At 48.7% G+C, this 14,121-nt stretch carries 16 protein-coding genes and 1 pseudogene; 12 read left to right on the forward strand and 5 right to left on the reverse strand.

Annotation, left to right across the window (positions count from 1 at the left end; all coding sequences use genetic code 11):
* Positions 1–11 precede the first annotated feature (11 nt).
* Entirely contained in the window at positions 12–461 is a 450-nt protein-coding gene (locus tag EDM52_RS14940; RefSeq protein WP_122909777.1) for a hypothetical protein, read from the reverse strand.
* Between the two features lie 97 nt (positions 462–558).
* Between EDM52_RS14940 and EDM52_RS14945 the strand changes: the two genes are divergently transcribed.
* The gene (locus tag EDM52_RS14945) at positions 559–1,338 is read left to right on the forward strand and encodes an alpha/beta hydrolase (protein WP_122909778.1); all 780 of its coding nucleotides are present in this window, start codon (positions 559–561) and stop codon (positions 1,336–1,338) included.
* An 84-nt stretch (positions 1,339–1,422) separates the two neighbouring features.
* Positions 1,423–2,496, forward strand: a complete 1,074-nt coding sequence (locus EDM52_RS14950) for a branched-chain amino acid aminotransferase (RefSeq protein WP_122909779.1) — start codon at positions 1,423–1,425, stop codon at positions 2,494–2,496.
* Here the strand turns inward: EDM52_RS14950 and EDM52_RS14955 are convergent.
* Positions 2,442–2,798, reverse strand: a pseudogene (locus tag EDM52_RS14955) (YciI family protein); the annotation flags it as partial. The gene EDM52_RS14950 and the pseudogene EDM52_RS14955 overlap by 55 nt on opposite strands.
* Before the next feature lie 186 nt (positions 2,799–2,984).
* Here EDM52_RS14955 and EDM52_RS14960 point away from each other — a divergent pair.
* The 6 genes from EDM52_RS14960 to EDM52_RS14980 all read left to right on the forward strand — a co-directional run bounded on the left by EDM52_RS14960 (position 2,985) and on the right by EDM52_RS14980 (position 8,516).
* Positions 2,985–3,605, forward strand: coding sequence for an NUDIX hydrolase (locus EDM52_RS14960; RefSeq protein WP_122909780.1), 621 nt, complete (start codon positions 2,985–2,987; stop codon positions 3,603–3,605).
* An 87-nt stretch (positions 3,606–3,692) separates the two neighbouring features.
* On the forward strand, positions 3,693–5,135 hold the full coding sequence (locus EDM52_RS14965; protein ID WP_122909781.1) for an MDR family MFS transporter: 1,443 nt from the start codon (positions 3,693–3,695) through the stop codon (positions 5,133–5,135).
* An 86-nt stretch (positions 5,136–5,221) separates the two neighbouring features.
* Positions 5,222–6,478, forward strand: coding sequence for a GNAT family N-acetyltransferase (locus EDM52_RS14970; RefSeq protein ID WP_245996947.1), 1,257 nt, complete (start codon positions 5,222–5,224; stop codon positions 6,476–6,478).
* Between the two features lie 91 nt (positions 6,479–6,569).
* A complete protein-coding gene (locus EDM52_RS24735; RefSeq protein ID WP_183185121.1) occupies positions 6,570–6,740 on the forward strand; it encodes a hypothetical protein in 171 nt (56 codons plus the stop codon).
* 54 nt (positions 6,741–6,794) lie between these two features.
* On the forward strand, positions 6,795–7,253 hold the full coding sequence (locus EDM52_RS14975; protein WP_122909782.1) for a PilZ domain-containing protein: 459 nt from the start codon (positions 6,795–6,797) through the stop codon (positions 7,251–7,253).
* 123 nt (positions 7,254–7,376) lie between these two features.
* Positions 7,377–8,516, forward strand: a complete 1,140-nt coding sequence (locus tag EDM52_RS14980) for a DUF2087 domain-containing protein (protein WP_122909783.1) — start codon at positions 7,377–7,379, stop codon at positions 8,514–8,516.
* Positions 8,517–8,578: 62 nt separating this feature from the next.
* Here EDM52_RS14980 and gerQ read toward each other — a convergent pair whose 3' ends face one another.
* The 3 genes from gerQ to EDM52_RS14995 form a co-directional block, all read right to left on the reverse strand.
* Complete coding sequence (gene gerQ, locus EDM52_RS14985; protein WP_122909784.1) at positions 8,579–9,016, reverse strand: spore coat protein GerQ; 438 nt, start codon at positions 9,014–9,016, stop codon at positions 8,579–8,581.
* A 28-nt stretch (positions 9,017–9,044) separates the two neighbouring features.
* Positions 9,045–9,467 (reverse strand): cell wall hydrolase, encoded by a 423-nt coding sequence (locus EDM52_RS14990; RefSeq protein ID WP_122909785.1) that lies wholly within the window; start codon positions 9,465–9,467, stop codon positions 9,045–9,047.
* A 134-nt stretch (positions 9,468–9,601) separates the two neighbouring features.
* Complete coding sequence (locus EDM52_RS14995; protein ID WP_122909786.1) at positions 9,602–10,174, reverse strand: YqaA family protein; 573 nt, start codon at positions 10,172–10,174, stop codon at positions 9,602–9,604.
* Between the two features lie 251 nt (positions 10,175–10,425).
* On the opposite strand from EDM52_RS14995, the gene EDM52_RS15000 reads away from it, so the two are divergent.
* From EDM52_RS15000 to ytxC, 4 genes are all read left to right on the forward strand, one after another.
* The gene (locus tag EDM52_RS15000; RefSeq protein WP_183185122.1) at positions 10,426–11,316 is read left to right on the forward strand and encodes a spore coat protein; all 891 of its coding nucleotides are present in this window, start codon (positions 10,426–10,428) and stop codon (positions 11,314–11,316) included.
* Between the two features lie 80 nt (positions 11,317–11,396).
* Positions 11,397–11,615, forward strand: coding sequence for a hypothetical protein (locus EDM52_RS15005; RefSeq protein ID WP_122909788.1), 219 nt, complete (start codon positions 11,397–11,399; stop codon positions 11,613–11,615).
* Positions 11,616–11,767: 152 nt separating this feature from the next.
* On the forward strand, positions 11,768–12,874 hold the full coding sequence (mqnC, locus tag EDM52_RS15010; RefSeq protein ID WP_122909789.1) for a cyclic dehypoxanthinyl futalosine synthase: 1,107 nt from the start codon (positions 11,768–11,770) through the stop codon (positions 12,872–12,874).
* A 307-nt stretch (positions 12,875–13,181) separates the two neighbouring features.
* Positions 13,182–14,102: a putative sporulation protein YtxC gene (gene ytxC / locus EDM52_RS15015; protein WP_122909790.1), complete on the forward strand. Its 921-nt coding sequence runs from the start codon at positions 13,182–13,184 to the stop codon at positions 14,100–14,102.
* Positions 14,103–14,121 lie beyond the last annotated feature (19 nt).

Raw genomic sequence — 14,121 nt, forward strand, 5'->3', positions numbered from 1 at the left:
ACCCGATTGTATTAGCCGTTCCATTCGATTCGAATCACAGCTTCCTCTGACTTGGCCTTTCGCTCCAGCTCTACGATACGCCAGTTGCTGGAGATCGTGGCACGCAGCCATTCCAGCATTTGATCCGTCAGTTTCAGAGAATCGAGGTAATCCTCTCCACTCTCGTAATCGCGCGGCGTCTCAAGTCCATATCGCTTGTTCAGCAAAAATTTGATCCCGTTAAATGTCGTATATTTAATCGTATAGCCTTCACGAATCGCTTCTTCCAGTCGTTCAAAGTCTTCTTCATAGAGGGAGAACAATGGCGTGAAGTCGTATTTCTCTTCTTCGATCTCCAAAAAAGGCTCCGGATTTCCTTTTCGAAGCTTGTGAATGATCTCTTCATCGACAAATCCGTGTGCGCGTGCCGCTTCGAGCAGCATGGCTTCGCGCTGGGAGAGCTTTACGCTGGCATTGGACATGCTTGGAATCCTCCTTCAATCAATCTGTTCGTACTATTATCATCCAGTATAATGGAGTGAATAGGGAAAAACCAATGTGAGAAGAGGAGAGGGTAGTTTGAAAGAACATTACTGGATTGAAAGCCGGGGGAAGCGCCTGTCAGCTATGCTGCATACACCAGCAGGCATCGAGAATCCGCCAGTGATCATTTTGTGTCATGGTTTTACGGGTGAAAAGGTGGGAGGCAATCAATTACTGCTGCATATTGCTAACGCACTCGAGACTGGGGGCTATGCAGTGGTTCGGTTTGATTTCACTGGCTCTGGAGAGAGCGAGGGCTCGTTCGAAATCGATACGACGATAACCAGCTGGCAGTCAGATCTGTGCCAAGTGATTCGATGGACAAAGGAACAGCCAGCCTTCAGGAAGTCGCCACTGTTTTTGCTGGGGCACAGTCTGGGTGGCTGCATCGTCCTTTTGCATGACGATGGTCATTTGCCAATCGCCGGGCGGATTGCACTCGCTCCTGTTATTTTTCCGGAAAGCAATTTCCGAGAACTCATACTGGGACCTGTGCTGTGGGCAGCAGCTGCGTCAGGACAGACCATTTCCCATTTCTACGGAAAGGGATTTGCCTTGCAGCCTGATTTTGTCAGAGACATACAGGCACGCCAGCACGCTCCATTGCTTGCCAGTGAAAACTATAGGGACGCCGTGCTTCTGGTTCACGGTTCTGCGGATACGGCAGTGCCTGCAAAAGATTCACAGGCTTATTTTGAAGCCTACCAGGGCCCCAAGGAACTCCATATCCTGGACGGAGCCGACCACAGCTTCTCACGGCATATGCCGCAGCTTCAGGAGAAACTGGTAACATGGATATCTGCTCGTATGGGCTAGCAATCTTTCAAAATAGTTGATATCTTAGTAACCATACATCGAATTTGAAAAATAGGATCATAAAGGATAAGGGAGATGTGGAAGATGGAGTGTCAGTTAACAATTGCTCTGACAGAACAGAAAAAAGAGAAGCCTGCTAGCGACAAGCTCGGGTTTGGCGTGCATTTTACAGACCATATGTTTGTGATGGACTACACAGAAGGAAAAGGCTGGCACGATCCGCAAATTGTACCGTACTCTCCTCTTACGATTGATCCGGCTGCAATGGTTTTTCACTACGGACAGGCTGTGTTCGAGGGTTTGAAGGCTTATCGCAACAAAGCCGGTGAAGTACGTCTGTTCAGACCTGATCAAAACTTCAAGCGCCTCAATCGCTCGCTGGCTCGCCTGGATATGCCGGCAGTCGACGAAGCGTTTATGATTGAAGCGCTGAAAAAACTGGTCAGTGTGGAAAAAGAGTGGATCCCGACTGAGGAAGGAACCTCTTTGTACATTCGTCCATTCGTGATCGCGACAGAGCCATGCTTTGGTGTACGTGCTTCACATACGTACAAGCTGCTGATTCTGCTCTCCCCTGTAGGAGCTTACTATGCAGCCGGGATGAAGCCGGTCAAAATCTATGTGGAAAACAGCTACGTTCGTGCCGTGCGCGGCGGTACCGGAAACGCCAAGGTAGCGGGAAACTATGCGGGCAGCTTGAAAGCACAGACCGAAGCGCATGAAAAAGGGTACGAGCAGGTACTGTGGCTCGACGCGATTGAAACGAAATATATTGAAGAAGTAGGCAGCATGAACGTGTTTTTCAAAGTGAATGGTGAAGTGTGGACACCTGTCTTGAACGGAAGCATTCTCGAGGGGATCACACGCGATTCGACCATTCAGCTGCTGAAAAGCTGGGGCATTCCTGTCGTGGAAAAACGCATTGCGATGGAAGATTTGTTCCAGGCGTACAACGACGGCGTACTGGAAGAAGCGTTTGGTACCGGAACAGCAGCCGTTATTTCTCCTGTAGGCGAGATGAGCTGGAATGGCCACAAAATGGTGATCAATCAGTCACAGACAGGTGAAATGACTCAAAAGCTGTACGATACCATGACCGGAATTCAATACGGTGTATTGGAAGACAAGCTGGGATGGTCCGTCAAGGTCACGGAATAAACCAGTACGTTTGACAAAGACACAGCCTCCTTTTTGAGAAAAAGGGGCTGTGTTTTACTTTTTCGTACCTTGGTCAGCTCCGGCTCATATACTTGACGAAATTCAATCTGGCCTTCCCCATAGCCTTGCGGGTCCGGCATCCGCATGGCCCACTCGATGGCTTCTTCCCTCGACTTCACATCAATCAGAATGAACCCGGCAATCAATTCCTTCGTTTCCGTAAAAGGGCCATCCGTAACGACCGGTTTTTCCCCTGGGTTTGGATACGAAAGGCGAAGCCCATTTGAACTTGGATGAAGTCCTTTAGATTCTTGTTTGCCATTAAGGGAAGTGTTGTTGTTCCCTCATTCATGAACGAAGTCTGCCGGTTCGCTATATAACCTTCCGTTCACGGCCTAAAACGATTTTTTTCACCGGACAGGAGTAGCTTTTTTTGCGCTCGACTGTTAACGTAGTAGACAAAGAAACGAGCGACAAGAGGGAGAAATATGGCGGAAGAACGGCTGGATATTTACGACGAAGCGGGAGTTCACCTCGGGAGTGAAGCGAGAAGCGAGGTTCATCGCTTGGGGTTGTGGCACCAAACATTTCATTGCTGGATCTATCGCAAAGACGGCGAACAGATCGATCTGCTGTTTCAAAAGCGCCATCCGCAGAAGGATACATGTCCCAATCTGCTGGACATTACTTCAGCAGGGCATCTGTTGGCTGGAGAGACTCCGGAGGATGGGGTGCGTGAACTGGAGGAGGAGCTCGGACTTTCTGTCGCTTTTTCGGCACTCACCTCGCTAGGCACCATCAGGGATGTAACATCCGCTCCGGGGATCATGGACAAAGAGATTTGCCATGTGTTTCTGTTCGAGTGTGATCAGCCTCTATCTGCTTATACTCTTCAAGAGGAAGAGGTCGTCGGCCTGCTCTGGGTAAAGCTCGACGAGGTGGGGAAGCTGTTTAAAAAAGAAATCCCTCACGTGAGTGCGAGCGGATTTTTGCTGAAAGCGGGCGAAGGTGCGAGAGATTGCGAGCTTCAACTGCGCGAAGCAGATTTTGTCCCACATGAAGCCCATTATTATCAACAGGTGTTTGATGCGTTAAAACGACACGTCTAACTGATGAAAATCTCACCTGTCCCTGACAGAGGAGATTTTTTTGTTTGATGGGAATGCCGTTTTTGCCTGAAACGAGAGGAGATTTTTATGAGTGCAAAAATCATGATGGCATTGATGCTGGCCACTTTTCTTGCCGCGATGGAAGGGACCATTGTAAGTACGGCAGTCCCCCGGATTACGAGTGATTTGTCCGGCTTTGAGCAGGTGAGCTGGGTTTATGCCATCTACATGCTGGTGACAGCCGTGTCCGCGCCGATCTATGGAAAGCTGGCAGACCTTTTTGGACGAAAAAAGATTTTTCTGATCGGAATCGGGATTTTTCTGATCGGCTCTACGCTTTGCGGTGTGGCCATGTCCATGACGCAGCTCATCATCTACCGGGCCATCCAGGGACTGGGTGCGGGGGCTGTCATGCCGATCACGATGACCATTATCGGGGATTTGTATACAGACCAGTCGGCACGAGCCAAGTCACAAGGCTGGATCAGTGCAGTCTGGGGGCTTTCCGGAGTGGCTGGTCCTTTGGTGGGCGGTTTCCTGGTCGATACCTTGTCCTGGCGTTATATTTTTTTCCTTAACCTGCCGTTTGGATTGATTTCTTTCTTCATGCTGGTGTTGTTTTACAAAGAACAAAGCAAGGCGGCAACCAAGCGTCATATTGATTACGCTGGAGCGCTGATTTTTTCGGTCAGTACGATTGCTCTCTTGTATGCGCTGCTGACGGGAAGCCAGGAGCAAAGCTGGCTGAATCCGACCATTATTTCCTTGATTGCCTTTAGCTTGTTATCGTTCCTGGTGTTTTACTTCGTGGAAAAAAGGTCGCCAGAGCCTATGATTCCGCTCACGCTGTTCACCAATCGGAGTGTCTCGATGATCAATTTGTTGACGCTTCTGATCAATGGCATTGTGATTGGTCTTGTCGTGTATTTGCCGATCTGGACCCAAGGCGTGCTGGGAGAAAGTGCGACGGTAGCCGGCTTTGTCTTGACCCCCATGTCGGTAAGCTGGACGCTCGGAGCGGTTCTTTCAGGCAATTTGCTCGGTCGACTTCGGGCAGAGCAATTGATTATTGCGGGAACATCGATTTTGACGATCGCTTCATTTTTGCTCATGCTTTTGGCACCAGATTCACCTGGGTATCTGATCTACGTGTCGGTTGGACTGATCGGGCTGGGGATGGGTCTGATTACGCCACTGGTCATGGTAAAAATCCAGGCTGCTGTACCCGTCGATCAACGAGGCACAGCCGTTGCGCTGAACACGTTTACGGGAACCTTTAGTCAGACGTTTGGAGCAGCCGTGTTTGGCATGATGTTTAATCTGGTTACGGTATCGAGTGGGCATAGCAATCTGGGCTCGTCCTTTGAATCCGGATTGGTCTCCTCGGACCAGTTGGTACAGGTACGGGAGATTCTGGCTTCTGGTGTTCATGTCGTCTTCACAGGAGCTGTGGCCCTTGCGCTGTGCAGCCTGTGTCTTTCCATCGTATTGAATCAGGCTGAGAAAAAAAGTGTCCGTGCCAAAAAATAAAGAATTGTGCTTGCCGAATCGCCCTCGTATCCGCTACCATTTTTTGTGAATCGATCATACATCTTTTACCAGGGGGCAGGAGTGTCATGATGAATGAAGGAATTCGACCGGTAACGTTGGAAGAGCTCGATGAGGTAGTCAGAATTGCTGCGATGGCATATCCAGGCAGCAATTTTCTGGCTCCAGAGAGCAGGCAGCGCTTTGCCGAACGAGTGAAGGATACGCTTCAGAACGATCCTTATGTGAGCTTTCATGGATGCTTTCGGGATGAAAAGCTGGTCGGGATCATGAGATGGCACGATTACTATATGAATGTACATGGAACGAAGTTGTTGACAGGTGGAATCGGTTTGGTTGCGGTCGATCTGCTGCACAAAAAAGAGAAGGTAGCCAAGGAAATGCTTCTGCACTTTCTGAATACCTATCGTGATCGGGGAATCAGCCTGGTGTCCTTGTATCCGTTCCGAGTCGATTTTTACAAGCAAATGGGCTTTGGCACGAGCACCAAAATGAATCAGTATTCGATCAAGCCTTCCAGTCTGCGCTTTACCGGCAAGGAGCAAATCGACTATCTGGGCATGGAGGACAAGGAAGAGATTCTGGCTTGCTACCACAGAATCGTCAGACAGACACACGGGATGATCACGAAGACGGACCGGGAGATGACGGCTTTCCTGGGACAGCCGGAGCAGATTGTGGTGGGCTGCAGGAATAATGGTCGCATTAACGGCTATCTTGCTTTTTCGTTCCAAAATGTTCACGTAAACAATCGGATGCACAATAATCTGATCGTCAAGGAATTCCATTATGAAACGAGGGAAGCACTCGCCCAGCTCACTTCCTTTTTGAACAGTCAGGGGGATCAGGTTCATCGCATCATACTGACGATCCAGGACGACGATTTTCACTTTCTGCTGTCCGATCCTAGTAATGGCACGGCCAACCTGCTGCCGAGCGTGTATCATGAGAGCAGCGTAGCGGGAGTCGGGTTGATGCATCGAATTATAGACGTACCACTGTTCTTCAAGCAGCTGTCCCAGCACCGCTTTGGACGCGAGAATGCACTGGTGCGCATGACGATTCGCGACACTTTTCTTCCCGAGCAGGATGGCTCTTGGCTAATTCGATTTACAGAGGGGCTGCCACAGGTGGTGGACGAGGGACAAGCTGAGGTAGAGGTATCGATGGACATCTCGGAATTCTCTTCCCTTATGATGGGAGCAGTCAGCTTTCAAAAGCTGTATATGTACGGATTGGCCGAAATCGATCACGAAGATTCACTGACAATGCTGGAGAGTCTGTTTCAAGTCCGTCAAAAGCCTCGTTGCACAACAGCATTTTAATCAATGTTCACAAAATTGACACAATGATAGCGCTTTTATGTATCTTTCATAACCTTCCCCCATACGATAGTAAAAAGGGGGAAGGTTCTTTATGATCTATCTAACCTTAGTGATCTTTTTTGGATTTTTGCTGCTGGTCTGGTTTTTGGTCAAGCTCCTCTTCCGTTTACAAGAGAAGGATACGTATGAATTTGATTCCCAATATTTGTGGGAAAATTTCAAGAAAAACAAAAAGGATATGCATTACCCCAAGAAGAAGTAATAGAGACGCGCCTAATTAAAGGGCGCTTTGTTCTGTTGAAGTGAGGTGATCCATGTGAATGGCGTGAAGGTAGGACATCAGCGGGAATATTTCCGACTCGTGCTGGAGCATCCGCTCTGTGCAGATATGACCATTGTCCTGATCAAAGGGAAGATGATGGAGATAGGCAGCACCAAGGTACTGATTGAAGACCTGGGTGCCGGTGGCTTGCGTTTTCTTTCCCATTTGAAAATGCCTGCCAGTGATCAACTCGTCCTTCAATTCGAAACAGAGATTTGTTCACAACCCCTGAAAATGTACGGTCATGTGGTTCGCACCGTTCCGTGGGAAGAGGATTTCTTCGAATATGCTGTTCGCTTTACCATGGAGGAGTCACAACATTTGGAAATCAATCGCTTAGTCAATCAACTGGCGCTTCGATATCGTAACAAGAGAGTCTCTAGCGAAGGACGTTTTTGGAAAGGGGATCGCCGACAATTTCTCATGGAATTGGCTGCAGCCCAGACTGAATAAGAGACCTCGGAAATGGACTACCCTGCGTTTTTTACAAGCGCAGGTTTTTTTGTGCTTGAATAAAAATAAACGAAATGATACATTATCTATACAAAAACAAACAAATAAAGGTTGTGTTTGTAAATGGTAATGGAAGAGTTTTGGAATGCATCTACGGAAGAACAAAAGCAAGGATTTGTCGAACACGAAGATCAGCTTCAATGCCTACTCTGCGGCCAAGAGGTCGAGCAAGGGCTTATTTACCCGGTGGAGGATTTGTTCTACGATGCGAAGCGCTATATGCGTTTTCATATTGAGCAGGAGCACGGCTCTGTGTTTGATTACCTCAGTCATCTGGACAAAAAACTGACGGGCTTATCCGATCACCAGGTTGCATTGCTTCGCCTGTTTTATCAGGGGTTGAGCGATGCACAGGTGCAGCGAGAGACCGGCATTGGCAGTACCTCGACCATTCGCAACCACCGTTTTGTCCTGAAGGAAAAAGAACGGCAGGCGAGAGTTTTTCTGGTCATGATGGATTTGCTAAAAGAAAAGGATCAGCGACTAGGGGCTCGTACGGCTTCACCTGCTCGCGCTCGGGTGAACGAACAGTCCCCTCTTAAGGTGGACGAGGCTGAACAGATCATCGTGAAGCACTTTCCACAAGGGAGTGTGCAGGGGAGACTGGAAAAGCTTCCGCGTAAGCAATCTCATAAGCGGATCGTGCTGCAGGAAATCGTAAAGCGCTTTGAGCCCAATCGTTTTTACACCGAAAAAGAAGTGAATGAAGTACTGAAAGACGTCTATGAAGACCATGTGACACTGCGTCGATATTTGATCGACTTTTCGCTCTTGGAGCGGGAGGCAGATGGAAGCCGTTACTGGCTGGCAAAACCACAGCCACAAGGAAAGGAGGATACTCTCATGAATCGTAAACAAGAATTGAAAATGCTATACAAGGAAACGAAGACGCAAGCTGGTGTCTACCAGGTCAAGAACGTCCAAAACGGAAAAGTGCTGGTTGAAAGCACCCGAAACTTGAAGACGATGAACGGGAAGAAATTCATGATGCAGCAAGGAAACCACCCGAATCCTCTGCTGCAAAAAGAGCTGAAGGAATACGGCGTGGATGCCTTCCGCTTTGAAGTGCTGGAGGTGTTGGAGCCAAAAGACGAGCCGTACTTTGATTTGGCTGATGCATTGGAGAAATTGGAAAACAAATGGCTGGAACAAGTGCAACCATATGGAGAGCGCGGATACAATCAGGAGAAAAAGAGGAAGTAATAAGGAAGAGGCGCCCTTTGCGTTTGTCAATCAGACGATGGGGGAGCCTCTATCTTGTATAGCTAGCGAATGCCACCGGGGAGTTGTGGGGGAATGTAGTTCAACTCTTCATCCGCGGTAATGTAATCTGTGTTGACCATGAGCAGCAGATAACGCTTGCCTGTTTGTGGATCACTCAGAATGATATGGTCGCGGCCTGCGTTTTCCAGTACACCGCGGAAAATTTTTGCATTCCATTGGCTGTTGTTTTCAAACGTTTGGTACACCGTCAGTACTTTGCCGCGATTCAGGCGCAAGATATTTTCAATATAGGATTCCTCAACAAATTGTTGACCTGGTGCGAAGGGAATACCGGGGATCATGGTTCCGCTAGGCTGCATGGGAACCATTTGCGGCTGCTGCTGTTGTGGTTGCTGCTGAAAGCCGTATGGATACTGGGCAGAGGGATACATGTCGAAGCCGTAGGAGGAATAAGGATTGTACGGCATTTGTTGACTCATGATGAACTCGCTCCTTTATGTCTATTCTCTAGTACACTCTCGGACAATCTTCTCGTGTGGGTATGAAGAAGCAGTGCGCCTTGTAACGACCAGAATTCGTCTGATTCCACCAGGTTGGCGGACAGTTTCCTTCCGGGCGGTAAAACCACAGTGCATTGGAAGCTGGATGCTGTCGTTCGCCATTGATGCTGCGCTTTGCTAGCCGTCTATCCTTCTCACGAGTACGCTGATAAAAATACGACTTCTGAGGGGCTTCAAATCCACCTGGAGATTGATACACCATGTCTCGAACGGTTCGGATGTTTTTAAAGTCCAGACAATTGGATATAATCCGGTTCACGCCCACGTTTCCTACCATGAGCATGCCCAGCTCCCCTTCTCCTTCAGCCTCCGCGCGCATCAAACGTGCCAGCAAATCGGTGTCACTACTGTTCGCTTTAATTACAGCCATTGCTTCACCTCCCCATAAAAAATCACAATACCAATATATGGGCCATTGCCGGATAGGTGATTGCTCCTGATAAATTTTCTATTTGGAAAAATGAAGCGTCCGAAAGCCATAGGCCAGCGGACGCTAAAAGTACTCTATTTTTGGTTGCGTTTTTTTCTTCGTCTATTCCAGATAAACCAGATGATCGCGACCACGACAGCGATGCCAAGAAGGGTGATCTCCAGGTATTCGTCGAGGAGGACTTTTGCATGGCGCCCATAGAGGTAGAACAAGGTACCGATCAGATAAAACTTCAATCCTCGGCCTAAAATGGCAAACAGCATCAGCTTGACGATGGAGTAGTTGAATACGCCGCTAAGCACGGTAAACATTTTGAAGGGGATAGGGGTAAATGAACCGATGAGTACAGCGGCATCCCCGTTTTTGGCAAATTGCTCGGTCGCCAAGGCCGTCCATTTTTCCGGCAGGATTTTTTGGAGGATCGGCTTTCCCAGCCATTTTCCCAATATGTATCCAACTGGCGCACCCAGCACAGAGCCAATGAATGCAAGTGTGGCAATACGCAGGGCTGATTCCGGTTCAATCAGGCTCAAGCCGATCTGAATGAAGAAAGGCGGGATCGGGAGAATGAACGAGTCTAAGAAGGAGACAATAAATAATCCCCAAATTCCATAATCCATAAAAAATTGTGTCAACTGTTCAAACATGGGCATCTCCTTAAGGGGGTTCCTCTGTTATAGTACTATGATTTACGTCCCTAACAAAGACCGTCCAAATATCTCTACTAATGATAGCACAGTCAAGGTACTGATTTCACCTTTCGTCTTACTTCTAGGACAGAAAGCTTTCGGACATACTGATAGAGATTGTCCATCAGCATGTCCATCCCCGCCATTCGCTCGCAGGTTAGATCCCAGCGCGATATAGGCGAGAGCCAGGAATGAAGGAGGAAATACAGGTGAAGTACACACATCCTTACGGTGCCCATGAGATCATCGAACTTCACGAGGTATTGAACGGAGCTTTGAACGCGATCCATACCATGCAGCTATACGCTGCCCACGTAGCCGACGATGAGCTGAGGCAGCTCCTTAACCATCAGATGAGCTTCATGCAGCAAGCGTACAACAGCATGGTTCATACCGTGCAAGGACTGGGTGCAGGTGAAAGCTTGCCGTACCGTCCTCGTCGTCAGGCCACTCAAGCCGCCATCCATGGCATGCATCAACCGCATACCTCTACTCTCCAGCACTCCCATGCACACAGCGCTCAAGTAGACGACTCGGATGTAGCAGCAGCTTTGCTCGGGATTCATAAAGCAAGCGCCAAAGCAAAAATGAGTGCAGCCTTGGAGGCGAGCCATCCTCAGATTCGCGACATGCTGCTGCAAGGAGCAGTAAATTGTTCGCACCAGGCTTATGAAGTATGGAAGTACATGGAGCGCAAGGGGTATTATCCGCTTGCTGTTCTTTCTGAGAGTACCAATGCGCAGCTGATGCGAGCCTACCAACCCTTAACTCCGACTGTCCCTGACTCCGTTCCACCATCCGCACCAGCACCATCTCGTCCGATGGAGACAGGCAGTATTTCCGAGCAATTGGCGAGAGGAACACAGAATTATCCGGCTCAGCAACCCGTCTCAGAGCCAACGCCTGTGAATGCTAGTCATCTCTTTTCTTCTCCAGCCTATCGCGAGCAATTAAATCCTTCACTTGAAAATACGAGTATGATCGCAGATGGGTTACATACAGAAGGCACGGATCCGTTGGGAACTTTGACCCATCAAGCAGAGACGAAACAGCCTCGGGGTCGTAAGAAATCTGTATCGCCTGATCTGGATCTTGGTTAATAAGTCACGTGTATCCCATTGACGTTAGGAAAGAATATCCACTACTATAAAGAGAAAGACAAACGTTCTTGGGAGGAACCATGAAAACACTAGGATCGGGGAAAGTGATCTTCTATTCGCCAGATGGAAAAAGTCTGCAACTGTCCGGGGAAATTGACGTTCGGGGAGAACGTGTTTCCGTGACTGAGATTATTTATTTCAACGGTCAACCTAATGGAGCGCGCGAAACCAATTTGCCACTCGCACAGTCTGTTATTTATTGGGATGCTGAAGTGTATGAACAGATCGGATTTGAATAAGAGATTGCGTGGATACATCGCACAACCTTGCCTGTGGCAGGGTTGTTTTTGTTTGCAGGTGTTTCCGACTACCCCTCAGCTATAGCCGGGTACCATGAGATATGATATGATGTGCTGTGGACAATGAACGTAGTAATCAAGGAGTGATCCTGATGATCGACAACATATTGGAACGGGCCCTCGCAGGGGAACGCCTGGGTCTTGAAGATGGATTGGCTTTGTTTGAGAGCGATCAGATCGAAAAAATGGGCCATTATGCCAACCTGATCATGCAAAAATGGCATCCAGATCCTATCGCTACTTTTGTCATCAGCCGCAACGTCAACTATACCAACGTCTGTGACACGTATTGCCGTTTTTGTGCATTTTATCGTGCGCCAGGCTCAGCTGAAGGTTATGTTCTTCCGAAAGAAACCATTTTCCAAAAAATTCAGGAGACCGTTGATGTAGGCGGTACTGAAATCCTGATGCAAGGCGGTACCAACCCAGATCTGAAGCTGGACTACTACACAGATCTGCTGCGAGACATCAAAAAGCGCTTTCCGCAAATTACCATGCACTCGCTGTCTGTAGCGGAGGTTCTGAAAATCGCGGAAGTCTCCAAGATGACTGTGGAGGATGTGCTCAGAGAGCTGAAAGCAGCGGGTCTCGACTCCTTGCCAGGTGCTGGCGGTGAGATTTTGGACGACCGCACACGCCGCAAGATTTCCAGATTGAAAGGTTCCTGGACAGAATGGATCGACACGCAAAAAGCAGCGCATCGCGCAGGTCTGCCTGGTACAGCAACAATGGTGATCGGCTTTGGAGAAGAGATGGAGGAGCGCGTCCTTTCCTTGATGCGCATTCGTGATGCACAGGATGAGACAGGCGGTTTCAAAGCCTTCATCGTCTGGACCTTCCAACCGGACAACACCAACATGAAGGCGGTCAACAACACGCCTGAGGAGTATCTGAAATCGCTGGCGATTGCCCGATTGATGCTGGATAATGTAGAGAATCTGCAAGCCTCCTGGGTGACGATGGGACCTGAATATGGCCAACTGTCCTTGTCTTATGGAGCCAATGATTTCGGACAGACCATGATGGAAGAAAACGTCGTATCCGCCGCTGCTTGTACCTACAAGGTCAACACCAACCAAATCCTGGACTTGATCCGCGGGGCAGGTAAAATTCCGGCTCAGCGCAACACGCAATACGACATTTTGCGCGTATTCAAGGATGGGGAAATGGCGGAGAAAGATTTCGTCATGCAGAACTAGCAAATTGAGCAGGATTCATGATAAAAGCCTTTGCAAAGAACCGGAAGCTCCCGGTATCCTGCAGAGGCTTTTCATTTTTGCTACCCGTTTAGGTGGATCTGGCCATCAGTCACTAGCCGGGCAAGCTGGAGCACAAAGCTTGAGCTTTTGCGTTCTTCCCAAGCGCAGTGTTTGTATCCCTTCCATAAATTGCATCCCTAATATGGCAGACCATACTGCAACCTTGAACCTGTTTCCAACCGTTTAAAAGTATATCGCTCCTCACGGGACATATACTGTAACTACAATTGCGGTTGGGGGGATGGTTATGCAGACATTCCGTGTATGGCTGGAAAATATCCCTGCGATTAGTGACACGTATCGGGATATTGTCAAAGAGATGACCGAACGGGTAAATACTGCACCTGTGCGCATCACATACAAGGAGCAGGAACAGGATGGTCTACATCTGTTCCACTTCCAGAGCTGGTGCGAGCAGGAATACGACGCGCAAACCATCGACTGGGCCAGAGCCTTTGTCGCATTGACGATGGCGGAGTGGGTCATGCAGATTAAAGAACCGGAAGTCATCGAAGAAATGGCGACAGATCTCTTGCAAGCTGAACAGCTGGAAATGGCTTGGGATGAGATGCTTCCCTATATCATGCGCCTTTGCCAGGAGTCGGACAAGGATGACGGCAATTGGTTTACCCCGACGACGCGAAAAGCCAAAGTGTATCGGAAGGCGTTTGACTATCTGGAAACGGAGAGATCGATAAATATGCTCGGATTTGTCCGCTTCCGTCTTCAAGATCACTGGAATGAACTGTTTGAACTGGTCGAGACGGGAATTGATGAATACCTTGAAGAAAAGCAGTACGAGGAATTCGTAGAACTGCTGCGCTATTTTATTGCCGTACAGGATATCAAGCAGGAAGTGGTACACATCGTTCCTAGTGTGGACAAACCCTTCCATCTTTATGACGAAAAAGGAAATCGACTATGGATGGATCAACTGGATTCGGTGCTCAACATGGAGGAACAAAATTGCCGCGATGAGGATTATCTGGTGAGTGCGCTCGTTACACTGGCTCCGCAGCGGATCGTCCTTCATATGGCGTCGGACAAACCTGGGCTGACCCAGACCATTCGCAGCATTTTTGATAACCGCCTGAGCACCTGTCACTCGTGTCAGCTTTGTCTGGCGGGGAGACGCGTACTTGACGTGCATAATCCGTCTAAACTATAATAACAACTATAAGTTCACA

It is taken from the genome of Brevibacillus invocatus (genome assembly GCF_003710915.1).
Taxonomy (GTDB): domain Bacteria; phylum Bacillota; class Bacilli; order Brevibacillales; family Brevibacillaceae; genus Brevibacillus; species Brevibacillus invocatus.

What these genes read in the sequence shown, in the direction of transcription:
- EDM52_RS24735 (WP_183185121.1), top strand. Translation starts at nt 6,570, where the DNA reads ATGATCTATCTAACCTTAGTGATCTTTTTTGGATTTTTGCTGCTGGTC.
- EDM52_RS14965 (WP_122909781.1), top strand. Translation starts at nt 3,693, where the DNA reads ATGAGTGCAAAAATCATGATGGCATTGATGCTGGCCACTTTTCTTGCC.
- EDM52_RS14940 (WP_122909777.1), bottom strand. Translation starts at nt 461, where the DNA reads ATGTCCAATGCCAGCGTAAAGCTCTCCCAGCGCGAAGCCATGCTGCTC.
- gerQ (WP_122909784.1), bottom strand. Translation starts at nt 9,016, where the DNA reads ATGAGTCAACAAATGCCGTACAATCCTTATTCCTCCTACGGCTTCGAC.
- EDM52_RS14970 (WP_245996947.1), top strand. Translation starts at nt 5,222, where the DNA reads ATGATGAATGAAGGAATTCGACCGGTAACGTTGGAAGAGCTCGATGAG.
- mqnC (WP_122909789.1), top strand. Translation starts at nt 11,768, where the DNA reads ATGATCGACAACATATTGGAACGGGCCCTCGCAGGGGAACGCCTGGGT.
- EDM52_RS14950 (WP_122909779.1), top strand. Translation starts at nt 1,423, where the DNA reads ATGGAGTGTCAGTTAACAATTGCTCTGACAGAACAGAAAAAAGAGAAG.
- EDM52_RS14990 (WP_122909785.1), bottom strand. Translation starts at nt 9,467, where the DNA reads ATGGCTGTAATTAAAGCGAACAGTAGTGACACCGATTTGCTGGCACGT.
- EDM52_RS14980 (WP_122909783.1), top strand. Translation starts at nt 7,377, where the DNA reads ATGGTAATGGAAGAGTTTTGGAATGCATCTACGGAAGAACAAAAGCAA.
- ytxC (WP_122909790.1), top strand. Translation starts at nt 13,182, where the DNA reads ATGCAGACATTCCGTGTATGGCTGGAAAATATCCCTGCGATTAGTGAC.
- EDM52_RS15005 (WP_122909788.1), top strand. Translation starts at nt 11,397, where the DNA reads ATGAAAACACTAGGATCGGGGAAAGTGATCTTCTATTCGCCAGATGGA.
- EDM52_RS14995 (WP_122909786.1), bottom strand. Translation starts at nt 10,174, where the DNA reads ATGTTTGAACAGTTGACACAATTTTTTATGGATTATGGAATTTGGGGA.
- EDM52_RS14960 (WP_122909780.1), top strand. Translation starts at nt 2,985, where the DNA reads ATGGCGGAAGAACGGCTGGATATTTACGACGAAGCGGGAGTTCACCTC.